This is a genomic window from Oceanobacillus sp. B139/18 (genome assembly GCF_055524595.1).
In genome coordinates, this window is record NZ_JBVFXI010000004.1 from 243,661 (window position 1) to 268,868 (window position 25,208).

Annotated in this window: 20 protein-coding genes; 15 read left to right on the forward strand and 5 right to left on the reverse strand. The window is 40.0% G+C overall.

Going from position 1 to position 25,208, the window contains the following annotated elements:
• Positions 1-128: 128 nt before the first annotated feature.
• The 9 genes from ACZSMY_RS13870 to ACZSMY_RS13910 all read left to right on the forward strand — a co-directional run bounded on the left by ACZSMY_RS13870 (position 129) and on the right by ACZSMY_RS13910 (position 14,847).
• Positions 129-560, forward strand: a complete 432-nt coding sequence (locus tag ACZSMY_RS13870; protein ID WP_193062778.1) for a MarR family winged helix-turn-helix transcriptional regulator — start codon at positions 129-131, stop codon at positions 558-560.
• Positions 553-1,764, forward strand: coding sequence for an MFS transporter (locus ACZSMY_RS13875; RefSeq protein WP_042531578.1), 1,212 nt, complete (start codon positions 553-555; stop codon positions 1,762-1,764). Before ACZSMY_RS13870 ends, ACZSMY_RS13875 begins: the two co-directional genes overlap by 8 nt.
• A 946-nt stretch (positions 1,765-2,710) precedes the next feature.
• Positions 2,711-4,444 carry a phospho-sugar mutase gene (locus tag ACZSMY_RS13880; protein ID WP_465147900.1) on the forward strand — a complete coding sequence of 578 codons (1,734 nt, stop codon included), beginning with the start codon at positions 2,711-2,713 and terminating at the stop codon, positions 4,442-4,444.
• 123 nt (positions 4,445-4,567) lie between these two features.
• Positions 4,568-6,496 (forward strand): 1,4-alpha-glucan branching protein GlgB, encoded by a 1,929-nt coding sequence (glgB, locus tag ACZSMY_RS13885; protein ID WP_465147901.1) that lies wholly within the window; start codon positions 4,568-4,570, stop codon positions 6,494-6,496.
• Positions 6,497-6,646: 150 nt separating this feature from the next.
• Complete coding sequence (locus tag ACZSMY_RS13890) at positions 6,647-7,789, forward strand: glucose-1-phosphate adenylyltransferase (protein ID WP_042531584.1); 1,143 nt, start codon at positions 6,647-6,649, stop codon at positions 7,787-7,789.
• On the forward strand, positions 7,779-8,951 hold the full coding sequence (glgD, locus tag ACZSMY_RS13895) for a glucose-1-phosphate adenylyltransferase subunit GlgD (protein ID WP_042531586.1): 1,173 nt from the start codon (positions 7,779-7,781) through the stop codon (positions 8,949-8,951). The genes ACZSMY_RS13890 and glgD overlap by 11 nt, the downstream gene beginning before the upstream one ends.
• A gap of 10 nt (positions 8,952-8,961) precedes the next feature.
• Positions 8,962-10,392, forward strand: a complete 1,431-nt coding sequence (gene glgA, locus ACZSMY_RS13900) for a glycogen synthase GlgA (protein WP_193062782.1) — start codon at positions 8,962-8,964, stop codon at positions 10,390-10,392.
• Positions 10,393-10,592: 200 nt separating this feature from the next.
• Complete coding sequence (locus ACZSMY_RS13905; protein ID WP_368901163.1) at positions 10,593-13,013, forward strand: glycogen/starch/alpha-glucan phosphorylase; 2,421 nt, start codon at positions 10,593-10,595, stop codon at positions 13,011-13,013.
• A gap of 4 nt (positions 13,014-13,017) precedes the next feature.
• Positions 13,018-14,847 carry a glycoside hydrolase family 13 protein gene (locus ACZSMY_RS13910; RefSeq protein ID WP_465147902.1) on the forward strand — a complete coding sequence of 610 codons (1,830 nt, stop codon included), beginning with the start codon at positions 13,018-13,020 and terminating at the stop codon, positions 14,845-14,847.
• 52 nt (positions 14,848-14,899) lie between these two features.
• Here ACZSMY_RS13910 and ACZSMY_RS13915 read toward each other — a convergent pair whose 3' ends face one another.
• The 3 genes from ACZSMY_RS13915 to ACZSMY_RS13925 form a co-directional block, all read right to left on the reverse strand.
• Positions 14,900-15,361: a DUF1307 domain-containing protein gene (locus tag ACZSMY_RS13915; protein ID WP_465147903.1), complete on the reverse strand. Its 462-nt coding sequence runs from the start codon at positions 15,359-15,361 to the stop codon at positions 14,900-14,902.
• Between the two features lie 540 nt (positions 15,362-15,901).
• Positions 15,902-16,378: a DUF1307 domain-containing protein gene (locus tag ACZSMY_RS13920; protein WP_212929547.1), complete on the reverse strand. Its 477-nt coding sequence runs from the start codon at positions 16,376-16,378 to the stop codon at positions 15,902-15,904.
• Positions 16,379-16,484: 106 nt separating this feature from the next.
• On the reverse strand, positions 16,485-16,958 hold the full coding sequence (locus tag ACZSMY_RS13925; protein WP_212929435.1) for a DUF1307 domain-containing protein: 474 nt from the start codon (positions 16,956-16,958) through the stop codon (positions 16,485-16,487).
• A gap of 377 nt (positions 16,959-17,335) precedes the next feature.
• Between ACZSMY_RS13925 and ACZSMY_RS13930 the strand changes: the two genes are divergently transcribed.
• From ACZSMY_RS13930 to ACZSMY_RS13955, 6 genes are all read left to right on the forward strand, one after another.
• Positions 17,336-18,451: an ABC transporter ATP-binding protein gene (locus ACZSMY_RS13930; RefSeq protein WP_212929436.1), complete on the forward strand. Its 1,116-nt coding sequence runs from the start codon at positions 17,336-17,338 to the stop codon at positions 18,449-18,451.
• 5 nt (positions 18,452-18,456) lie between these two features.
• Positions 18,457-19,386, forward strand: coding sequence for a carbohydrate ABC transporter permease (locus ACZSMY_RS13935; RefSeq protein WP_084613020.1), 930 nt, complete (start codon positions 18,457-18,459; stop codon positions 19,384-19,386).
• Positions 19,383-20,198 carry a carbohydrate ABC transporter permease gene (locus ACZSMY_RS13940; RefSeq protein ID WP_042531606.1) on the forward strand — a complete coding sequence of 272 codons (816 nt, stop codon included), beginning with the start codon at positions 19,383-19,385 and terminating at the stop codon, positions 20,196-20,198. Before ACZSMY_RS13935 ends, ACZSMY_RS13940 begins: the two co-directional genes overlap by 4 nt.
• Positions 20,199-20,236: 38 nt before the next feature.
• Positions 20,237-21,565: an ABC transporter substrate-binding protein gene (locus ACZSMY_RS13945; protein ID WP_052485112.1), complete on the forward strand. Its 1,329-nt coding sequence runs from the start codon at positions 20,237-20,239 to the stop codon at positions 21,563-21,565.
• A gap of 133 nt (positions 21,566-21,698) precedes the next feature.
• A complete protein-coding gene (locus ACZSMY_RS13950; RefSeq protein WP_226894742.1) occupies positions 21,699-22,460 on the forward strand; it encodes a glycerophosphodiester phosphodiesterase family protein in 762 nt (253 codons plus the stop codon).
• Entirely contained in the window at positions 22,447-23,331 is an 885-nt protein-coding gene (locus tag ACZSMY_RS13955) for a glycerophosphodiester phosphodiesterase (protein ID WP_368901164.1), read from the forward strand. The genes ACZSMY_RS13950 and ACZSMY_RS13955 overlap by 14 nt, the downstream gene beginning before the upstream one ends.
• A gap of 129 nt (positions 23,332-23,460) precedes the next feature.
• On the opposite strand, the gene ACZSMY_RS13960 is transcribed toward ACZSMY_RS13955, so the two are convergent.
• Together ACZSMY_RS13960 and ACZSMY_RS13965 are read right to left on the reverse strand one after the other, a co-directional pair.
• Positions 23,461-24,312, reverse strand: a complete 852-nt coding sequence (locus tag ACZSMY_RS13960; RefSeq protein WP_465147904.1) for an AraC family transcriptional regulator — start codon at positions 24,310-24,312, stop codon at positions 23,461-23,463.
• Between the two features lie 255 nt (positions 24,313-24,567).
• Positions 24,568-25,101, reverse strand: coding sequence for a GNAT family N-acetyltransferase (locus ACZSMY_RS13965; RefSeq protein WP_256705609.1), 534 nt, complete (start codon positions 25,099-25,101; stop codon positions 24,568-24,570).
• Positions 25,102-25,208: the final 107 nt, after the last annotated feature.

Sequence of the window (25,208 nt, forward strand, 5' to 3'; positions counted from 1 at the left end):
AATAATGGCTTTCCAAACAAGGAGAGTCATTATTTTTTATCTAATCCCCCCTTGACAATTTCAGTAATAAAATGTATAGTTACCTAGGTTAATAGTTACTCTTGTTAATTATGTGTGGAGGTTAGCAAATGGAAGGATTATTTCGGCATTATATACGTACACACCGGTTGTTAATGAAACATTTGAATGACCTTTTAGAAAAATATCAGCTTTCTTATTCCCTGTGGCAGGTTATTGTTTATTTAAAGGATAGCGGTACTTCAACGCTCGTTGATATTTCCAATTATTATCAAGTAGAAAAACCGGGTATTACCAGGCGGGTTCATCGCCTGCAGGAATCTGGCCTGATTAAGGAAGTACCAAGTACCAACCGCAGAGAAAAAATTATTGAGCTGACCTCGGAAGGAAAGCGTGTCTATCAAGTATGCAGAGAAGAGATTACGGCATTAGAGCATAGCATTTCCGAAGGGTTGACAGAAGAAGAGAAGCAAATTGCTTTTCAATTTTTAATGAAAATCCAAGATAATATTTTAAGTAAAGAAGGGTTTCGTAGTGAGTAGTGAATCGAAGTTATGGACAAAAGATTTTATTATTGTGTCCGCAGTTAATTTTTTATTAACACTTGTTTTTTATCTGCTTGTCGTTGTGATGGGAGTATACGCAGCAGAAGAATTTAATGCAACTGCAAGTCAATCCGGACTAGTAGTCGGGATTTTTATTGTCGGTGCACTGATTGGACGCCTGTTTATTGGTCGTTATATTGAAAAATTTGGTCAGAAAAAAACACTGTTTATCGGGGTTATTATATTTATTGTAGCTACATCTTTATATTTCTTTAATTTTGGTATCGGCTTTTTACTCTTTAATCGATTTATTCATGGGATTGGACTTGGTTTTGGAAGTACGGCAACGGGTACGATTGTAGCGCAGATCATTCCGGCAGCACGCAAGGGAGAGGGAATCGGCTATTATAGTATGAGTGCGACCTTATCTACTGCATTAGGACCGTTTGTCGGTCTGTATATGAGTCAGCATACCAGCATGCAAGGAATTTTTGGGCTCTGTTTAGCAATTGGTGTTATCAGTTTCTTTACAGTCTTTTTTGTGAAAATCCCGGTTATTGAGGAAACAAAAGCGGAAAAAGAGATAGAAAAAGAGGAAGAAAAGCATTTTATTGCTCAGTTTGTAGAGCCTAGAGCTGTGCCGATTGCAATTATCACATTGATTTTAGCTCTTTGCTACTCCAGTGTGCTGTCTTTCCTTAATTCCTATGCGATAGAACTGGATTTGGTAAGCGCAGCAAGTGTATTCTTCCTTGTTTATTCCATTGCTGTATTACTTTCCCGTCCTTTTACTGGCCGTTTAATTGATTTAAAAGGGTCAAATATTGTAATGTATCCTGCATTTGTCCTGTTTACGATTGGTATGATTGTTTTAGGGTTTGCACATAGCAGCTTTACACTATTATTAGCGGGTGTATTGATTGGTCTTGGTTTTGGTAATATGCAATCCTGTACACAGGCGATTGCAGTCAAACTGACGCCCCCGCATCGGATGGGGCTGGCAACATCCACTTTCTTCATCTTTTTAGATGGAGGATTAGGCTTTGGACCATATATCCTCGGATTTATTGCGCCAGCCATTGGGTTTAGCACGCTTTATATCGTGTTAGGCCTGGTTGTACTTGTAACAGCAGGGCTGTATACCATTTTACATGGCAAAAAAGCCGCTTCTGCTCAAAAGCAAGCATTAGCATATAAATAAAAAAACCTTCATTCCAAAAAGAGACTCTTTTTGGAATGAAGGTTTTTTACATTAATATCTCAACTTTCACACATTAAAAAGTAACTTCATTTCCATAGAAACAGGAGTTGATCATTCCTTTGATAACACCCTTGACAAAGATATAGAAGGCGAAGTGTAAAGCGCCGCTGCGGCGGAAAGCGGAGTGGTTGTCCGGAGCGAAGCTATGCACCATCACCAATTTTAAAATGGCCGGATAGTTCACCAAAATGCAAGCACGGTAATGGAGAACATGTTCACCCTGGAATAGCAAGATATATATGCTTATTCTTAGGTGCGAAAGTTGAGTTAATATCTAGTATTTTTGAGACGGCTGCTAAAAACCATAATGACATCGAATTTGTCAACGATAGATTTTGGCGAAAAATGTTTTAAGTGTACTGTGAAAATTTGTAGAAAATATACGATAAAAGTCGGTTGCTGTTATGTAAGATAATAAAAGTAAATTGATTCCAATGGATTATGATAAAAATATGAACTTTACTCCTTTTTCTTAAATTCAATGTATAATTATGTAAGGATCTATAGTATAATGAACTCAAGTAACCTTCTTACTGCTATATAAAAATGAATAGATTCTAGTTATATGATAAGTTGGTTTTTAAAATCAGATTTTAGAAAATTTAGTTATTTCATCTAGAACGTAAATAAAAGTGAAAGTAACAGCAGCAGACAATAGAATAGACTATATTTTAAGAGACATTTATTATATAAACGTAAATAAAAACATCGCAGTCATGTGTTATCAATTTATAACATAGAACCATTCCATATATATGCAATATATAATGATGGGTTACAGCGATGTTTTTTTATATCAATTTTATTTGTCTGCGCAGGAATATAGAGTTACTGTTACTTGGCAGTAAGATTGTGCATAGATTTTAATGTAGAAGGGGGCATGTTTATGTCATATCAAGATACCTATGAACAATGGAAGAATGAAGAGACTCTGGATAGAGAACTAAAAACAGAATTAGAGGGTCTTTTAAACAATGAAACAGAATTGGAAGATGCTTTCTCACACCCTTTAGAATTTGGAACTGCGGGTATGCGCGGAATATTGGGCCCGGGCATCAATCGGATGAACATTTATACGGTGAGACAAGCTACAGAAGGTCTGGCCCGATTTATGGAAAGTCAGTCAGAAGAGGATAAAAAAAGGGGAGTGGCGATTGCCTATGATTCCAGACATAAGTCTCCTGAGTTTGCGTTAGAAGCAGCAAGAACACTCGCAAACCACGGGATTCCGTCCTATGTATTCGAATCATTGCGTCCGACACCGGAGCTCTCCTTTGCGGTGAGACATTTAAATACATTTACCGGCATTATGATCACGGCATCCCATAATCCTGCAAATTATAATGGCTACAAAATTTATGGAGAGAGCGGTGGACAAATGCCGCCGAAAGATGCGGATGCTTTAACATCATATGTCCGTTCTGTAGAAAATCCGCTGCAAATAGATGTATTATCCGAAGAAGAAGCGAAAGAAAAAGGGCTTCTGACAATTATCGGAAAAGAAGTGGATGATGCCTATTTACAGGAAGTAGATACAGTAACGATTAATAGAGAGCTGGTAGCGAAAGAAGGAAAAGATTTAAAGCTTGTTTTTACACCGCTGCATGGCGCCGGAAAAATGCTTGGTGAAAAAGCGTTGGAGCAAGCAGGATTTACAGGATTTTCTTTCGTCCCTGAGCAAAGTATTGCTGATCCGGATTTTACGACTGTCAAATCTCCTAACCCGGAGGAACACTCTGCATTTGAATATGCGATTTCCCTGGGGGAAAAAGACGGTGCTGATTTGCTGGTGGCAACAGACCCGGATGCGGACCGCTTAGGTGTTGCTGTGAAGCTGCCGGACGAAACCTATAGAGTTCTCAGCGGTAATCAAATTGGAGCCTTGATGCTGGATTATATTTTAAAAGCGCGAAAAGATGATGGTACACTGCCAGACAATGCAGTGGCATTGAAATCAATTGTTTCCAGCGAGCTTTCCACTGCTATTGCTGAAAATTATCAAACTAAAATGGTTAATGTACTGACAGGCTTTAAATTTATCGCTGAAAAAATTCAGGCATATCAAGAGGACGGCTCGCAGACATTTCTGTTTGGTTTTGAAGAAAGCTATGGTTATCTGGTAAAACCCTTTGTCAGAGATAAAGATGCCATTCAGGCGCTGGTGTTGATTGCCGAAGTAGCTGCTTTCTACAAGCAAAAGGGCGAAAACCTTTACGACGCATTACAAACGATTTTTGAGGAATATGGCTATTATCAGGAAAAAACAATTTCTATTACCATGAGCGGTTTAGAAGGTTCGGCGAAAATAGCTTCCTTAATGAGACAGCTTCGTGAAGAATCTCCGATAACTTTTGGAGGAATAAAGGTTGTCAGCACAGAGGATTATAAATTACAGGAAAAAGTACATGCAGATGGTTCCGTAACTGCGTTGAACACGCCGCCCTCAGACGTATTGAAATATTTCTTGGAAGACGAAAGCTGGATAGCTGCACGCCCTTCCGGAACAGAGCCTAAAATCAAGTTTTATATCGGTGTTAAAGCTGGGAGTGAAGAAGCGGCTGAAGAAAAAATCAAAGCCTTTTCAGCAGCTATTTGGGAAATAACCAATGTAACCAGCTGAAAATCACTTCAGGGACAAGCTTCAAGAGATGTTCAAAAATCATCAGCTCCTTTCGATGAGGGGAGTAATCGAAAGCATCGGCAGCTTTTTGAACACGCACTTCAATAGGTGGTGAATGAAGAAATGCAAACGAATGAGTATTTGGAATTGGAAACAGAAGATGCAATAAAAAGATTTCACTCGGGTGAGAACTTTTATAGTCAGCATGTTTTCGGATATCACCAGGAAGAGCAGGACGGGGAGACAGGATTTGTCTTCCGTGTCTGGGCTCCGAATGCACAGCAGATATGGTTGGTAGGAACGTTTAATGACTGGGACGAATCCTTGCCAATGGAAAAAAATGAAGCATATGGCTATTGGGAAGTGTTCACCGGCAAGCCTTCCGAGAATGATTTGTATAAATACAAGGTGCGTCAGGCAGACGGCAGAGTAGTTTATAAAATTGATCCATTTGCCATTGCATTTGAGAAGCGTCCGGATAATGCAGCTTTGATTCATCATGTTCCGGAGAAAAAATGGAAGGATGGTTTATGGTACGGGAGAAAGAAGCGTTCTAATTTCTTTCAGCGTCCCATAAATATCTATGAGGTACATGCCAGTTCCTGGAAGCATCATGAGGACGGGACGCCTTACTCCTTTGCGGATTTAAAGGAAGAATTAATTCCATATGTCAAGAAAATGGGATATACCCATATTGAATTTATGCCGTTAATGGAGCATCCTCTCGGGGCGTCTTGGGGATATCAATTGATAGGTTATTTTGCTTTAAGCTCTTATTACGGCAAGCCGGAAGAATTTCAAGATTTTGTGGAAGCATGTCATAAGGAAAATATAGGAGTATTTGTGGACTGGGTCCCCGGTCACTGCTGTATTAATGATGATGCTCTTCCGAAATATGACGGCACACCTCAATTTGAATATGAGAATCCGGACCGGGCAGCAAATATTCGCTGGGGCTCTGTTAATTTCGATTTAGGTAAACCAGAGGTACAATCATTTCTAATCTCCAGTGCTCTATTCTGGTTAGAAATGTACCATATTGATGGAATACGTGTCGATGCGGTTTCCAGTATGCTTTATTTAGATTATGACGATGGGCCTTGGGAACCGAACCATGAAGGCGGGAATCGTAACTATGAAGGATACTACTTCCTGCAAAAGCTGAATGCAGTTGTCAAGCTGGCTCATCCGGAAGTGATTATGATTGCGGAGGAGAGTTCATCTGACACACAGATTACTGGATTAATTGAATCAGGCGCATTGGGCTTTGATTATAAATGGAACATGGGCTGGATGAATGATGTGCTGGACTTTTATAAAATGGATCCAGCTTTTCGGAAGGACCATTTTAACTTAATCACCTTCTCCTTTATGTATATGATGCAGGAAAACTATATCCTTCCGCTTTCTCATGATGAAGTTGTACATGGAAAAAGGAGTTTAATGCATAAGATGTGGGGAGACAGGTATAAACAATTTTCGCAATTGCGTAATTTATATACGTATATGATTGCTCATCCTGGAAAAAAGCTTTTATTCATGGGAAGTGAATGGGGACAATTCTTAGAGTGGAAGTACGATGAAGGATTGGAATGGCGTGATTTAGATGATCCAATGAACAACAGCATGCAGCATTTTACTACTAGTTTAAATGCTTTGTATAAAGAACAGCCGGCATTATGGGAACTGGAGGAAAGCTATGACACGATTTCAATTATCGATGCCGACAATCGAAATGATTCGGTTCTTAGTTTTATCCGGAAAAGTAAGAAGAAAAAGGATTTTCTGATTATTATTTTAAATATGACCCCTGTAGAGCGTCAGGATTTTCCGATTGGTGTTCCATACCAAGGGAGCTACAAGGAAATTTGGAATACAGAAATGCAAGAATTCGGCGGGACGTGGAAAGAGCATAATCCTGACCAATTAACGGAGGAAGTTCCTTTTAAGGAATATCCTTATCGTATTAAAACGGTTGTACCGGCATTGGGAGCGTTGATCTTACAGCCTGATAAAATAAAAATACCAAGAAAACGTCCATCTGCTAAGTAATTTTTCATCATGGGAAATATCATTTTTATTGGAATTTTTTGTATCCTCTAAAAATATATTATAGAAACACACCAGGTTTTACTTTTTAACGTAAATTTTTGAAGAAGTAATCGAAAGGGGGACAGGTGAAAGGCTGCTTTCACCGAATATATGAAAAATGAGATGCTAGCAATGATTCTTGCAGGAGGTAAGGGATCGCGATTAGGAAAACTGACAAAAAATATCGCTAAACCAGCTGTTCCTTTTGGAGGAAGATATCGTATTATTGATTTCACATTAAGTAATTGTGCCAACTCTGGGATTAAAAATGTGGGTGTAGTCACCCAATATCAGCCACTCGCTTTAAATAACCACGTAGACAATGGGACAAGCTGGGGGCTGGATGGAATTAATTCCGGCGTCACGATTCTTCAGCCTTATGCTGGTTCAGAAGGCGGTAAATGGTTTGAAGGAACTGCACATGCGATTTACCAGAATATTGCTTATATCGATGAGATGAACCCCGAATATTTACTTGTATTATCAGGAGACCATATTTATAAGATGGATTATGAAGAGATGCTTGAGACACACAAAGCAAATGAAGCTTCTTTAACAGTTGCCGTGCTGGAAGTCCCTGAAAAAGAAGCATCTCGTTTCGGAATTATGAATACAGACGAAAATGACCGGATTATAGAATTTGAAGAAAAACCGGAAAATCCTAAAAGTAACCTGGCCTCGATGGGAATTTACATTTTTGACTGGAGCCGGTTACGGGAGGTGCTGTTAAGCAGCTATTCCAAAGATGACCATATGCTGGATTTTGGCAAGCACGTTATACCCTCTTATTTAGAAGGCGGGGAGAATGTATTTGTCTACCGATTTGCTGGATATTGGAAGGATGTTGGAACCATTGATTCGCTCTGGGAAGCAAACATGGAATTTATTAATCCTGAAATGAATCTGGATATCCGGGATAAATCATGGCGTGTCTATTCCAGAAATACAATTTCACCGCCAAACTTTTTAACAGATACCGCTTCGGTGACAGACTCTCTAATCGTTGATGGATGCTATGTAGCTGGGCAGATTGAAAATAGTATTCTATCGAATGATGTGCAGGTAAAAGAAGGCTCGAAAATAACGGATAGTTTTATTATGCCGGGAGCAAGTATCGGCAGGGACGTAACCATCCATCGGGCAATTATTGGAGAAGGCGCGGTCGTGGGTGACAATACAGTAATTGACGGAACGGAAGAGGTCGGCGTAGTAGGCTATTCTGAAGTGATTGGAGTGACGATGGATGAGGGCTAATAAAATTTGTGCGGTTTTAGGGAATATTCAACGCTATAATGCTTTACTTCCATTAACAAATGAGAGACCACTGGCAACCTTGCCGTTTGCTTGTAAATACAGACTGATTGATTTTCCGCTTTCCAGCATTGTCAATGCGAATATAAATACGGTTTATATGATTTTTAATGAAGGAGAAACACAATCTGTATTTGATCATATCGGCGGAGGGAAAGAATGGAATTTAGACGGCGTGCATAATCGTTTCTTTATCCACCTCTATCAAGACTTTTTGAAATTAAAAGCACATAACCAAAGCTATTATCGTCCGCTGATCGACTATCTTGAAAAATCAAAATCAGAGTATACGGTTTATATGAGCAGTAAAATGATTTGTAATATCGACTTGCGAGCTGTTTTAAAAATTCACCAGCAGCAAAACAATGAAATGACGGTAGTTTATAAAAAGGTAGAATCTGAAAAAATATGCCAGACAGATGCTGTATTATCTCTGACAGATAATGGCCAAATTACCGAAGTGCGCCCATATATGGAGCATTTGCAGACATCCGAGCAGGAGAATCTCTGCATGGATATTTATATCGTCCAGACAGATTGGCTGATTCGGGAATTAAAAGAAGGACAGCAGGAAGGAACTCCCGCGGATATCCAAGATTTTCTGCGTAAAAAAATCCATACCGTAAAAAGCTCTACCTACGAGCATACGGGTTATTTAAGTAATATTTTTGATATCAATTCATACTATAATGCATCACTTGATATGCTGAACCAGCAAAAATTCAGTTCGCTTCTCTATTCTAATCAAAAAATATATACAAAATTAAAAAATGAAGTTCCAACCTATTACTCAGAGTCTTCTGAGGTGAATAACAGCCAATTTGCAACAGGATGTATCATTGAAGGAAAAGTAGAAGGATCCTCTATTTCTCGTGGAACAGTGATAGATAAAGGGACAGAAATCATCGATTCAATCATTATGCCAAGTGCAAAAATATGTGCCGGAGCCAGGGTGCAAAACGCTATCTTGGATAAGGAAGTTGTTGTGGATCCAGGGGTACAAATAATAGGGACAAGAGAAAATCCGGTAGTCATTGAAAAATATCAGCACGTAACCAATGATATCCTTGCGAATGGGGTAGCAGTTGGCGATATAGAGAGATAGGAGGAAAAATATGAAATTATTATTTGCTAGTGCAGAGTGTGCACCGTTTTTCAAAACAGGCGGACTCGGAGACGTTATTGGTGCACTCCCGAAAGAATTAGCAAAAAAAGATGTGGAAGTGGCAGTTGTACTGCCGCTTCACAAAAAAATGCCGGCTGCATATAGAGAGAACTTAGAGCATGTGACGTCCTTCTCGATAGACGTCGGCTGGAGAAGTCAATTTTGTGGAATCGAACGTTTAAAAATGGATCATGTCACCTATTATTTTATCGATAATCTCTACTATTTTGACCGCGATGATTTATATGGTTTTTATGATGATGGGGAACGCTTTGCTTTCTTTCAGATGGCTCTGATTGAAATGATGGAGGCAGTTGATTATATTCCGGATATCCTTCATGTACATGATTTTCATACAGCAATGGTACCATTTCTCTTAAAAGAAAAATATCATTGGATTGAAGCATATCAAAACATTCGAACCGTGCTGACCATTCATAATATTGAGTTTCAAGGTCGGTATCACCCGGAAGTGCTGTCTGATTTATTCGGAGTCGGCGACAGAAAATATCATGATGGTACCATTCGCTTCAAAGATGACATTAATTTTCTGAAGTCGGGTATTGTATATGCAGACAGAGTAAATACGGTCAGCCATTCTTATGCAAGAGAAATCCAGACTGCTGAATTTGGCAATGGCTTAGAAGGCATTCTCAGACAGGAGCAGGGAAAGCTGTCAGGTATTGTGAACGGGATAGACTATGAGATAAATAATCCGGAAACAGATCTGGCGCTCAAGTCTACCTATTCTTCCGCTGACTTATCAGGCAAAAAAGAGTGTAAGCAAGAATTACAGGAACGAATGGGACTTCCTGTGAAGAAGGATGTTCCGGTCATTGCGGTGGTCAGCCGTCTGACACATCAGAAGGGTTTTCATCTTGTTTTGGAAGAGCTGGAGAATCTATTACAATATGATGTCCAGTTTGTTCTGTTAGGGACCGGAGATCCAGCCTTAGAGCATCCATTCCAGCTGATTTCTGAATGGTATCCAAATAAGTGCGCAGTGAACATTACATTCGATGTAACACTGGCTCAAAAGATTTATGCCGGCGCGGATATCTTCCTGATGCCTTCAAAATTCGAGCCATGTGGATTATCACAGCTGATTTCCATGCGGTATGGCACGTTGCCGGTGGTTCATGAAATAGGCGGATTGAAAGATACGGTAGAACCATATAATCCGATTGAAAAAACAGGGACAGGGTTTGGCTTCTCCTTATTTACACCATACTACATGATGGAAGCATTGAAAAAAGCAATCCATGTCTATCAGGAAGAGAAGGATGTATGGGACAGCCTGATTCAGTCTGCAATGGTACAGGACTTCAGCTGGGAGACGTCCAGTGAGCAGTACTATTTGCTTTATAAAGAAATTTTATAGGAAGCGGTGTGTGTTCAAAGAGCTCAAGAAATAATGCATGTTATTGAGTTTTTTGAACACCTTCTTATAGGCCCAAAACATAAACGCATCGGTTTAAGTGAGATGAGCAGCTTCTTCCCTAAAATGTAGTGTGTAATTACATTTTCAGGGAAGAAGAACTTTAAGCTAAACTTAGATAATGCAGAGAAGGAGCTTAATACATGGCTTTAGATAAGGAAATTTTCAAAGAAGAATTGAAACAGAGACTGAGAGAGAATTATGCAATGGAATTGGAGGACGCAAGCGAGCAAGAGATTTTCTATACATTAGGAGCGCTGGTAAAAGCACGTTATTCGGATGCATGGAGAGATACATGGAAGTATTATGTGGATAAAAATAAAAAACAGGTTTATTATTTTTCCATTGAATTTTTACCTGGCAGAATGCTGAAAAGTAATTTATTGAATCTGGGAATATTGGACACTGCAAGAGAGGCTTTAACGGATCTTGGTATTCATTTAGATGATCTGGCAGAAGTGGAAAAGGATATGGCATTAGGAAACGGTGGCCTTGGACGATTGGCTTCCTGTTTTATGGATTCGATCGCATCTGGCGGATTTCCAGGTAACGGAAATGGCATCCGGTATGACTATGGGCTTTTTAAACAACGCTTCGTAGATGGATACCAGGTAGAGCTTCCGGATGAGTGGCTGCAGAGCGGGAATATCTGGGAAGTTCGCAGAGAAAGTAAAGCGGTAGATGTCCGTGTCGGCGGGCATGTTTATTTAGCAGAGACAAACGATGGGAAATTAAAGCCGGTGTATGAGAATGAAAGAGTTCTCCGGGCCGTCCCTTACGATACCGGGATGGTAGGCTATGAAAATAATGTTGTCAACACACTACGGCTCTGGGCAGTAGAGATTCCTGATTCGGAAGAGGATAAATACCAAAGTATTCAGGGACGCAGAGAATTGGAGGATTTAACAGCTGTTCTTTATCCGGATGATTCCAATGAGCAGGGACGCTTAATCCGTTTAACACAGGAATATTTCTTTGTGTCAGCAGGCATCCAAAGTATTATCCGTCATTATAAAAAGTGGTTTCAAAAACCGATTTCCAAGCTCAGCGAATATGTTTCTATCCATATCAATGATACACATCCTGCTTTATGCGTGCCGGAGATGATGCGGATTTTGATTGATGAAGAAGAATTGTCCTGGGAACAGGCCTGGGATATTACTGTAAAAGTAATGAGTTATACGAACCATACCATTATGGCGGAAGCATTAGAGAAATGGTCCATTGATTTAATGCAGCGCACATTGCCGCGGATGTATCAAATTATGGAAGAAATCGATGCACGTTATGTGCAGACGATGCAGGAGCTGCACCCGCATGATTTAGTAGAACGTACGCGGATTATCCGTAACGGGCAGGTACATATGGCGCACTTATCTATTATTGGCAGCCATAGTACAAATGGTGTGGCCAAATTGCATTCTGATTTGCTCAAATCAGTTGTTCTGCATGATTTCTATATTATTTATCCCGACCGGTTTAATAATAAGACGAATGGAATTGCACAGCGCAGATGGTCACAAATTGTGAATGAACCGATGTCAAACGTGTTAGATGAAACGATTGGAAAGACATGGAGACAGGATTCTGGCGATTTGAAATTACTGAGGAACTATCAATCGGATCAGGCCGTTTTAGAGAAACTGGCAGAAGCAAAGAAAATAAATAAACAAAAATTAGCTGATTATATTTTGGAAACAACAGATATTGAGGTTTCCGCAGATGCCATTTTTGATGTGCAGATTAAAAGACTGCATGCCTATAAACGTCAGCTGTTAAATCTATTGCATATTATTAAGCTGTATCAGGATTTAAAAGAAAATCCAAGCTTAGAAATGCAAAAGCGTGTGTTTATTTTCGGGGCAAAGGCAGCGCCAAGCTATCATTATGCCAAAGTAATTATTAAATGTATTAATGAAACAGCGAATCTAATTAATAATGACCCGGATATCAAAGACCGGATTAAAATTGTTTTCCTGCCAAATTACAATGTCAGCCTAGCAGAGAAAATTATCCCCGCAGCAGACGTCAGTGAGCAGATTTCCCTTGCATCAAAGGAAGCTTCGGGTACGAGTAATATGAAGCTGATGCTGAATGGTGCGATTACACTTGCGACGCTGGATGGCGCTAATGTTGAAATCAGAGATGCAGTCGGCGATGATAATATTTATATCTTCGGTCTCACCGAGAAAGAGGTTTATGAATATTATGAGAATCAGGAGTACTCCGCCCAAAGGCTATATGATGAAAATGCCGTTATCCGCCGTGTATTAAATGCATTTATTGATGGTACGATTCCAAACATTGTTTATGAAGGACGTGAAATTTTTGATTCCCTCATAAAATATAATGATGAGTACTTCCTGCTGCGCGACTTTGATTCTTATGTAGAAGCGCAGGAAGAAATTGATAAAGCTTATGGAGATCAAACCTTCTGGCAGAAAATGAGCCTCATCAATATTGCGAATGCCGGCAGATTCTCCTCTGATGAGACAGTCAGCCGTTATGCAGAGGATATTTGGAAAATCGAGTCAAAAGATTCATTTGTTACTGAGAAAGGATAGTATTATGCCACATGTTTATTATAATTCATGGATAAGCGATTATAAAAAACCATTTGGAGCGGTACAGCCGAACGAAAAGATTACCTTTCAAGTGGATGTCCATGAAAGTCATAGAAGCGAAGTACAATTTATGGTTCGAAAAGAAAATGGGGCGCATGATGAAAAAGCTTATTTAATGAAGGGTATAGGCGATAATCGTTTCTCTTATAGCTATGCGCCTCATGAAGGAAAGGGTCTCTATTTTTACTATTTTGCTGTGAAGTGGAAGGATGATAAAGGGGAGGAAATGTCTGCTTTTTGGGGTGCGTCATCTGTAAAAGGGGAAGGGAAACTATATCATAATCTGCATGAGGTGATTCCTTACCAGCTGACCTGCTTTGAAAAAAAAGAAAATACACCGGATTGGTATCGGGAGGCTGTTTTTTATCAGATTTTTCCTGACCGCTTTTATAATGGCAATCCAGACGGGCAAGTAAATGCGCCAAAGCGGAATAGTTTCCTATATGGGGATACGCGTGATACACCGCTGTATGTGCGCGGTCAAAAAGGAGAGATTCTCCGTTGGGATTTTTACGGCGGGAATTTAGAAGGAATCCGGCAAAAGATACCTTACCTGAAGGATTTAGGAATCAATGCCATATATCTGAATCCCATTTTCCAAGCAGCAAGTAATCACCGTTATGATACGGCAGATTATATGAAAATCGATCCAATGCTCGGTGATGAGAAGCTATTTAAAGAAATCATAGAAAAGTTGCATGCGGAAGGCATTCATGTCATTTTGGACGGCGTATTCAGCCATGTAGGAAGAAATAGCATTTATTTCAACTATGATGGTACGTATGGAGAGGATGAGGGAGCCTGCCGAAATCAAGAGAGTCCGTATTATCCCTGGTTTACATTCACTGACTATCCGAATAAGTATGCGTCGTGGTGGGGGATTGATGACCTGCCGGAAGTGGATAAGTTTAATAAAGAATTTCAAGATTATATTTATCAGGATGACGGCAGTGTAATTGATAAATGGAGCAAACTGGGTGTAGATGGATGGCGTTTAGATGTAGCTGATGAGCTCCCGGATGAATTTATTGCCGGCATCCGTCATAAGCTGGAACAATATCCAGAAAAAGTGCTGATTGGCGAGGTTTGGGAGGACGCATCAAATAAGATTTCTTATGACGAACGCAGGCAATATATCCTGGGAAATCATTTGCATGGTGTAATGAACTATCCGTTCCGAAACACGGTCTTAGATCTGCTGCAATTAGAAAAAACGCCAAAAGAGCTCTGTCAGCGATTAACGCAGCTTCACGAAAATTATCCCAAAGATATTCTTTTTAATAATTTAAATAATATCGGGACACATGATACGAAACGAATCTATACATTTCTTGGAGAGGATAAGGCAAGGCTGAAGCTTGCGCTGAGCTTTTTATTGATTGCTCCGGGAATTCCTTGTATTTATTATGGGGATGAAGCTGGTGTGACAGGAGAACAGGACCCCGATAACCGTAAATTCTTCCCATGGGAGGATATCGACCAGGATATTTTCAAGCATTGTCAAAGGTGGATTACGGAAAGAAAACAAAACAGTACGTTAAAATACGGTGATTTTGTTCTTTTTCATACCGATGATATGTTAGGAATGCTTCGTTTTACAGATGAGGAATATACCATTTATATGATTAATCCGCATGATGAAGAAAAGACCTGTCATGCTGATAAGCTTCATTTCTTGCGGAAAGTACCATTAACCGAGGAAGTGATAAAGGGTATTTTGAAGGATGTCACGATAGACGGAAAAAGTGATTTCTTTGTAACAGGAAAAATATAGTTGTGTATTTAATAAAAGCAGGCTGTCTCGATACAGCCTGCTTTTAAAGTTATTAATCTACCTTTTCAAAGCCTTGTTCTTCCAAGGTTTCTACCGCATCATCCAAATTTAAATTCCCTTCTTCATTTTCTAGCAGTTCATCAAGCCCCGGCAGCTCTGAAATATCTACCACGGCGAAATCAATGGTAATTGTTTCAGTGAAATGATCTTCTTCAAAAGCGAGGTTATATTCCAGCCCCTCAATCCCTTGTAATGGTTCAGCAGAAGGGACAAGAAGCGCCTCTGCATCCTCTTTTGATTCAATGCCTCGGATACTATCATAAGAGGTGATGCTCTGACTGGATTGTTCAATGATTTCTCCATCATCAGCTACAAAGGTTGTTTCGATCGAATTATTGTCTTCCTCTAATTTATATGTTACGGTTTCCTGTTCGGAGCTGCAGGCAGCCAAGGTGAGAAAGGAAATCAACAAGACGAAAAAACCGGTCATTTTAAAGTTATTATTCTGTATCATCTTTGTTTCTCCTATTCTTATGTAATTAACTCAACTTTCGCACATTAAAAGTAACTTTATCTCTATAGAAACAGGAGTCAATCGTTCCTTCGATAACACCCTTGACAAAGAACAGAAGGTGAAGTGTAAAGCACCGCTGCGGAAAAACACTACGCTTTCCATGGGCTTGCGCTCAGCCTCCTCAAAAAAAGAAGTTCGCTTTTTTCTGCGGGATCTTCCCACTGGGACTGCGATTACTCGCCCCACCGAAGAACATTGCGCTTTCCCATAGGAGTCTCTGTGTTTTTCCTCCGCTAGTAGGATATTCTGTACATGGAAAACACCTCACCAAAATGCAAGCATGGTAATGAAGAACATGTTCATCTTGGAATATAAGATATATTTGCTTATTCTTAGGTGCGAAAGTTGAGTAATTAAGCTAATCGTATCGAATTAGAATAGGAAAGTCAAAATCGAAATTCGTGAATAATAGACTAGTAAAAATAGTGGAAAGATAAAAATAAAGCCGTATCTGCGCTCAGATACGGCTTTACTTTCTTCCTATTCTTCTTCTACTACTTCTAAACCGTTATCTTCCAATTCGCTGACCATTTTTTCTAAGCTTAAATCTTCCTCATCAAAAGCATCTTCATCGATACCGAAGCCTAGCGTGTTCAGTTCTTCTGGGCCAGCTGTTGTCAGATCGATATTGATGGCTACCACAATTTCTTCTTCTTCATAAGTAAGTTCAACCTCTACACCATCTGCTTCATTTGCATCCTCAAATTCGGATTGAAGCATCTCATCCATAGACTCTGCTTCTTCCTTTGACTCGACTCCGATTAAGGCATATGGTATGGTCATTTCAGCTGCCATGGATTGAACTTCATCGCCCTTTGCCTCTAATGTAATTTTCTGCTGCTGCCCCATTTCTTCTCCTTGAAGCGTTACCGTTTCGTTAGATCCGCATGCTGCCAATCCAAAAATAGCAATCAATAAAACTAATAGTCCAGTAATTCTGAAATTTTTCTTTTTCATCTGTGTCATTGCTCCTATCCATTTTTTAATACAGTTGCCATCGTACCGAATTAAACGATTAAAGTCAAACGAAAACCGTACCTCCGGGTACGGTTTTACTCTCAAACTATTCTTCTACTACTTCAAATCCTTGCTCTTCAAAATCGCTCACTGTTTCTTCCAGACTAATATACTCATCGTCTCCAGTGTCTGGGAAACTAGCGCCAGGAATACTGTTGATTTCTTCAATATCGGCAACAGTTAAATCAACAGAAATTGTTTGAGTTAATTCTTCTTCACCATAATCCAAATCAAATTCGATGCCATCGATATCCTCAAATGGTTCAAATTCTGAACGGAAAAGTTCATCCATCGATTCTGCTTCTTCCTGTGAAGCGGCACCTACCATAGAATAAGGAATGTTAGCTTTAACCGTTTGTTTTGTCATTTCATCATCTTTTGCATCCATGGTTACTTCCATGGTCATTCCCATTTGTTCCCCTTGAAGTGTTACTGTTTCTTCTTTCCCGCAAGCCATTAGTCCAGCTATAGCAATAAATAAAAATAATAATCCGGTAATTCTAAAAATTCTTTTTTTCATTATGAAATTTGCCCCAATCTATTTATTTGTAAAATTAGCGTACCGAATTAAACAGTCAAAGTCAAAGCAAATTGGATAAAAAATAAAGAATTAGACTATTATCCTGCGCTTGAAGTAGGTTTTATTTGCTTTTTTTGGATGTTCATTATGAAATTTGGTTTGTTTTGGATATTACTGGATTTAGCGGTTTAGAGGCTGGGATAAGCTTTACTTTATCATGAACTATTTTCAGTGAAACTTCCGTCAAAGGAGGTTCGTTTTATTAAGCTATTGTAAGTTCCTTTAATGAAAAATGAAGTATTGATATTGGTTTGGTAAATTTCCCGATTTCATGAAAAAGATATGTTTTAATGTACTTGAATGAAGGGAGGAAAAGAATGAGTTATATCGAGTTAAAAGATATCACGAAGTCGTATCATGCGGGAAATAACATATTAGAGCAAATCAACTTAACAATCGAGAAGGGGGAATTCTTTGTATTGGTAGGGCCCTCCGGATCTGGGAAAAGTACCTTGCTGCGGATGATTGCCGGACTGGAGGATATTACAGACGGCGTATTGAAAATGAATGAAAAAGTAGTCAATCACCTGCAGCCGAAAGACAGAAATCTTTCGATGGTTTTTCAAAATTATGCTTTATATCCGCATTTATCGGTCGAACAAAATATCCTGTTTGGTTTGAAGGCGAAAAAGGTTTCTAAAGCGGAACAGCAGAAAAGGCTGAAGGAAACAGCAGAAATGATGGGATTATCGGAGCTTTTAGACAGGAAGCCGCGTCAGCTTTCAGGAGGACAGCGACAGCGAGTTGCTTTGGCCAGGTCGGTTGTCAGTGAAGCGCCGCTTTGTTTAATGGATGAGCCGCTATCTAATTTAGACGCTAAATTGCGTGCGCAGATGCGTGTGGAAATTAGAAGGCTGCAGAAGCAATTAGGCTTAACCTTGATTTATGTAACACATGATCAGGTCGAAGCGATGACGATGGGAGACCGGATTATGGTTTTAAATGATGGAGAAATCCAACAGGTAGGTAAACCAATTACATTATATAATGAACCGGCCAATTTATTTGTCGCTTCTTTTATCGGTTCTCCCAAAATGAATATGGGAAAAACGGAAATAAAGGATGTCTCGAATTTTCTTGTGAACAAGACACTGTCCTTTTCGGCAGATGCCAGGATGCAGAAGGCGTTTCAGGTACATAAAAACATCATCGCAGGAATAAGACCGGAGCATATCCAGCCGGCAATCCATCAGGAAGCAACGCATTCTTTAGAAGTGATTCATGTAGAGCAGTTAGGGAATGAGACATCGCTCGCTTTGGATGTCGGCGGCGAATTATGGACAGCAAAATGGCCGGGGCAATGGGATATCACAGCAGGTAACCAGCTGGAGGTGTATATATCGACAGAGCACCTGAGTTTTTTTGATGCACAGACGGAAGCATTAATTCGTCCAGCTTCCTTCAGCGGGCATGGGGAGGTTCAGGCGATATGACGAATATGACTGCGGTCATTACACAAGAGGACCAAGCTTTATTTGTGCGGACGAAGCGGAAACAGCGTTACAAGCAATTTATCAAAGGTATCCTATTTCTATTGCCATCCATTGCTCTTTTTTCTGTATTTTTATTCTATCCTTTGCTCCGGACGATTTATTTAAGCTTTTTCCTTACTGATGCGAGCGGGGCCACAACGGTATTTGTAGGATGGGATAACTTCGTGACATTATTTCAATCAACTATTTTTCAGCAAAGCATCAAATCGACGTTTCTATTTGTTCTTTATACAGTGCCGCTGACCATTGTGATCAGTTTATTTCTAGCTATTATTGCAAATGAAAAATTAAAAGGGATTGGCTTCTTTCGGACGATATTTTCCTCTACCATGGGAATCTCCGTAGCCGCGGCATCTGTATTCTGGCTGTACTTATTTCATCCGACAATCGGCTTTTTAAATATTATCATGGACACCTTTGGGCTGGAGAAGGTTGGCTGGCTGACAGACCCTTCCTGGGCACTGATTGCGGTAGCTGTGACAACCATATGGATGAATATCGGTTTTACCTTTTTGATATTGCTGGGCGGATTACAATCGATTGATAAATATCTTTATGAAAGTGCGGATGTGGATGGTGCAGGGTATTTTTATAAATTAAGAAGGATTACGATTCCCATGCTGTCACCAACCCTGTTCTTTGTTGTGACGGTAACAATTATCAATGCCTTTCAAACGTTTGGGCAGGTGGATATTTTAACGCAGGGCGGTCCGCAAAATGCAACCAATTTAATGGTCTACTCGATTTACCGGGAAGCCTTTACTAACTATCAATTTGGCTCGGCGAGTGCGCAGGCAATCATTTTGTTTATTATCATTCTATTAATGACAATCATCCAATTTAAATTGGGAGAAAGGAAGGTTCATTATCAATGAGAATTCCTTTCGGACGAAAAATTGTAACCTATCTTTTATTGATTGCTGCAGCATTTCTTGTTTTCACACCGACGATGATGGCTGTTGTCATGAGCTTTATGACAAATCAGGATATTATGACGGGAAGCTTGCCTTCTGCTTTTTCACTCGATAACTATCGTCGGGCATTTGAACAATTTCCGCTGCTGCATTATGTCATCAACAGCTTTTTAGTTTCGATTGCCATCATGATTGGCCAGCTGATTTTAGCCAGCTTAGCAGCGTACGCCTTTGTTTTTTTAGAATTTAAAGGCCGGGATTTCTTGTTTTATCTTTTTATCGCAACGATGATGGTGCCATTTGAAGCTTCGATTATTCCAAACTTCCATACGATTCGCGACCTTGGCTGGATTGATCAATATACCGGACTGACGATTCCATTCTTTGCGATGGCTTTTGGAACATTCTTGTTACGGCAGAATTTCAAACAAATTCCTAAGGAACTGCGCGAAGCAAGTCAGATTGCCGGTATGGGAGATGTGAAGTTTTATTTGAAAGTGGTCCTGCCGGTAGCGAAAACAAGCCTGATCACCTTAGGCGTGTATGGCTTTTTAACGTCCTGGAATATGTATCTGTGGCCGCTGTTAGCTACAACCAATGATAATGTCAGAACCGTACAGATTGGTCTGCGCCAATTACAATCACAAGAGCAGATGAACGATTGGGGAGTGATTATGGCGGGAGCGGTCATTGTCATTATTCCAACATTGATTTTATTATTTTTAGGACAGAAGAAGTTGCAGCGTGGTTTAACAGAGGGAGCGCTAAAATAAAAAAGAATGTGAAAAAGGAGTCGTTTTTTTTGAAGAAAATGTTGTTATTCGTCGTTTTGAGTATGACTATTTTTATGGCAGCCTGCGGTTCCAATGATGCAGAAGGGTCTAGTGAAGCAACAGAAACAGAAGATGGCAAGCAAATCGTCACCTTTTGGCATGCAATGGGAGGTGCTTCACAAGAAGCGTTGGACAAAATTGTCGCATCCTACAATGAATCGCAGGATGAGGTAGAGGTCCGGGCGGAGTTTCAGGGAACCTATGATGAGGCATTAACGAAGTTTCATAGTGTAGCTGGGACAGATAGTGCGCCGACGATGATTCAAGTATTTGAGATAGGCACGATGTCGATGGTAAACAGCGGTCATATTGAGCCGATTCAAAAGTTTATTGATGAGGACGGCTATGATATGGGGCATTTAGAAGAGAATATCGTTAACTATTATAAAATAGACGATCAATTCTATTCGATGCCATTTAATTCTTCGACGCCGGTGATGTTTTATAATAAAGATGCTTTTGAGGAAGCTGGTTTAGACCCGGAAAATCCGCCTCAGACATTTGAAGAGGTAGAAGCAGCTAGTAAAGCTATTGTCGAATCAAATCCTGAGATGAAAGGTTTTGCGCTTCAGGCGTATGGCTGGTTATTTGAACAATTATTGGCAAACCAAGGAGCATTATTATTGAATGAAGATAATGGACGTTCAGGAGTAGCAACAGAAATCGGCTTTACCGAAGAACAAGGAAAATCAATCTTTGAATGGGTAGAGCGGATGAATACAGATGGAACATTTGCAAACTATGGCACCAATGGCGATAATATGCTGGCTGGATTCTTAGCAGAAGATGTATCGATGTTTTTGCAATCCTCTGCTAATTCTCGTGATTTAATCGATAATGCACCATTTGAGGTAGGCGTCGCGTTTTTACCGCATCCGGAAAATGTGGAACGGGAAGGTGTGGTTATCGGTGGAGCAAGTCTTTGGATGAGTGAGGGCAAGGAGGAAGCAGAGCAAAAAGCAGCGTGGGATTTTATGAAGTACCTGCAATCGCCTGAAATTCAGGCACAGTGGCATACAGATACAGGCTATTTTGCCATTAATCCGGCAGCTTATGAAGAGGAGCTGGCTGTAGAAATGCATGAAGAAAACCCACAATTAAAGGTGACAGTGGAACAGCTGCAAGCAACCAACCCATCTTATGCAACACAGGGGGCTGTCATGGATATGATACCGGAAGAACGTAAGATTATTGAAACGGCATTGGAGAGCGTATTTAATGGCGGAGATGTAGATACCACGTATCAGACAGCAATCGAACAATTGAATGCAGCCATTGAAACAGCAAATAAAGCTCGTGGAGAGTAATAAGTAACAGAGGAAAGCACGATGTAAGTAAGAGGTTCATTCAGCGGAGGTTTTGGGCTGAACAGAAGCAGGGAGCCTCCGCTGAACAAAAGGATACTTCATGATAACAACTCAATTTTCAGGAGGGATTTTCTTGACAAAAGTATATGGACATCGCGGCATGATGGGATTATATCCGGAGAATACGCTGCTAAGTTTTGAAAAAGCACTGGAAGCTGGAGTGGATGGTTTGGAAATAGATGTGCACATGACAAAGGACGGTGAATTTGCGGTAATGCATGATGCTACACTAAATCGGACAACGAATGGAATTGGATCCATAGCAGAATATACCTTTTCAGAAATTCGGGAATTACATTGGAATCCAGCCTATCTATCCTCATTCCAGACTTATGATAAGAGCTGGGAGGAAGAAAAGGTTCCCTCCTTAGCAGAAGTCCTTCAGCTGGTTAGTCCATATCCAGATGTTGCATTGAATATTGAATTAAAAACGTGTAAAAATTTATATGAAAATATCGAAGAAAAGCTGCTAGACTATGTTGCTAAATATCCGGATGTAAAGAATCGTGTCATTTACTCCAGCTTTCATCTGCCTACACTGATTCGTTTACGTCATTATGACAGGGATGCCCGGCTGGCATGGATTATTAACCAGCCGATTTCCCACCCGGAGGATTATATTGATATTTTGGGTTTAGAGGCACTGCATGTTGAGGCGGATACATTTTTAAAGCATATTTATCATTGGAGTAAATGGAAGAGACTGCTGCGTGTGTGGACTGTCAATGATAAGGATACGCTGAAGCAATTACTGGACGTGAAAGTAAAAGCCATTGTGACGGATTATCCGGATCGTGCCATCTTTTATCGGTGTGAGCGCTATGCCATGGCGTAGTATCTTACTTACTTTGGTAATTGCCGTCTTTATAATATCTGGTTTTTTTGAAGCAAAGCCGCAGGTACTTAAGGATTCGGAAACATATGGTGCGGAGACATTATATGCAAGTGCAGCAGGAAGGCCTGAAGCAGTTTCAACTGATTTAGAGGTGATTGCCCATCGTGGTGCGAATAATTTCTTTAATGAACATACGCTGACTGCTTACGAAATTGCTTCGGAGGCTGATGCAGACTCAATAGAGATTGATTTACGGATGACCAAAGATCATGAATTAATCGCACTTCATGACACGACCTTAGATCGTACAACAACAGGAGCAGGCGTCCCAGAAGAATTTACGTTGAACGAAATCAAGCAATTCGATACCGTAGCCGTATTTGGGCAGAAAACCTATAAAGAGCCCGTCCCGACATTAGAAGAAATCGTTACGGCATTTAAACAGGAAGAGCATTATTATATTGAGACACGTCTGGTTGATGGGGAAACAAAAATGGAAGAACCGTTAATCAATCTGCTTCAGGAAAATGATTTGCTGGATCCAAAATATGTGAGCTTTCAATCCTTTTCTAAGGAGAGCTTGAAAAAATTGCAGGAATTCGCACCGGAAATCCGTTCGACGCTGTTATATGGCACAGATAAATTTGATTTAGAGGATGGGCTTGAAGCAGACGCAGATGTAATTGGAATCGAATCAAGAAATGTGACGAAATGTGTTGTTGATACGCTTCATCAGCAGGGGAAGGAAGTTCATGTGTTTTTTACGGATGAGCGTACGCAGCTTGTTGAACAGCAGCGTGTCATGATGTATGGAGTGGATGGGATTTTTACAGATGATATTGATTTTACGAAGCAGGTATTGAAGGAGTAGAGTATGTCATTATTTATATAGAACCTTGCAGAGTAGGCTATTTGACTTTGTGAGGTTTTTAAAATAGCCATTAGCTGCAGTACGATAAAAAATCACAGCTAACGGCTATTTTAAAAAATAAAAGCGAATTTACTTTTTTTGTACAGGAATCCAAATCTCCGTTTTCATATCATGGATGCTTTTTACAATCTCAGGAGCTTCTGCAAGTTCATATCCCGATGTTGGAAACCAGTCTGTGTAAATTCTACTCCAAGTGCTTGTTAAGGCATGAGGCATCTCACCCTCCGCATCAAAAACAGCCCATTGTTGTTTAGGTATTTCTAACGCAGCGAGATGATCTGGAGCAGTTTGATTTGTTACAACAGCAATATAGTATTCCAAGGCTTCTTCGCTCTGCTCTGGACCGTGGCAGGTATTGACGGTGATATTTAGTATGCCGCTTAAATCCGGATCTTCTCTCTCAAGTGTTCCAAGTTTTGCATAATCTGCATCGGTAAGTGTATTCCAAAGAGCAGGGTTAAAATCTCCATCCTCTGGATACATGGCTTCCTTATGCCCCACAATATGAAAAGCATCTTTTTCGACAAAACGATATTTCATCTCAACATCTCCTTTAATAGAAATTTGGAAGAAAATCGGTGGATAAGCTTTAAGAGAAACTCCTGTCTGCTTTACTGTACTAGGCAAGGTATGGTGCAATTCCTGAAAGGCTCTGGAGAACGAATCAGGGGACTGGTAACCATATTTCAATGCTATATCAATTACCTTCATGTTATTCTCCTGCAGTTCTAATGCTGCCAATGTTAGTCGACGCCTGCGTACGTACTCGGATAAAGGGATACCGGCAAGAAAAGAAAACATTCGTTTGAAATGATGTTCCGAAAAACAGGCGATTTGAGCCGCATGCTGGTAATTGATTTTTTTATCTAAATGCTCCTCTATATATTCGATAGCAGCATTCATGGAATCAAGCGTATTCATGTGATAACCTCCTCTTCTCATTTTAAGGATACCAATTGAAATCAGCTGTTTCCCGACAATATGCGTTCCAATTTGTCGCAGGGTAACTGGTTGCAAGACTCCCATTTCAAGAAATGAGTAAAAAATTATATTTCTGAGTGGAAGATCCAACAACCAGTAACGGCCCGGTTTGTTCCTTTCAAATTCAGTGGGGAATGAAAGAAAACCCCTACTGAAGGAAGCTTCACTTTATCGGTAAGCCGGTAAAGCAGTATACTATTCAGAAAATGCTTCCGAATAGTGAACCACACCACTGGCATCCTTTAACGCACCCGGTGTTAACTCCAAAGCCATAAATGCTCCATCTGGAACATCGAATGGAGCTTGAATTCCCCATAGACTAGCTGGTTTAAAGCCGAAGCGGGAATAATAATCGGCATGACCAAGTACAATCACAGAGGGATATCCAGCTGCCTTTACCTTTTCTAATCCTTCTTTTATCAACATAGACCCAATCCCTTGCTTTTGATAGTCTGGATGAACAGAGACGGGTGCAAGAGCCAGCGATGCTGTTGTTTTTTCGTTGTTTTCAACCGTTATTTTTGAAAAAAGAATTTGGCCAAGGATGTTATTTTGTTGATTTACTGCAATGATAGATAACTCTGGAATAAAAGCGTTGGACGTGCGGATACGTTGTACAAGCAAATGCTCTTGTTGATCACTCATCTCTTCGTTTCGGAAAGCTTGTTCAATGAGCGCTTCTGTTTTTTGATAATCTGTTGGTTGTTCTTTACGAAGGTTTATATTCAAGGAAATCCTTCTTTCTTATATAATGGATTGTAGTAATGGCTTCTTGCTTATCTTACTATATAAGATGGAAATAATAAATGATGGTGAGGGACAGCGAAGATGGAAAA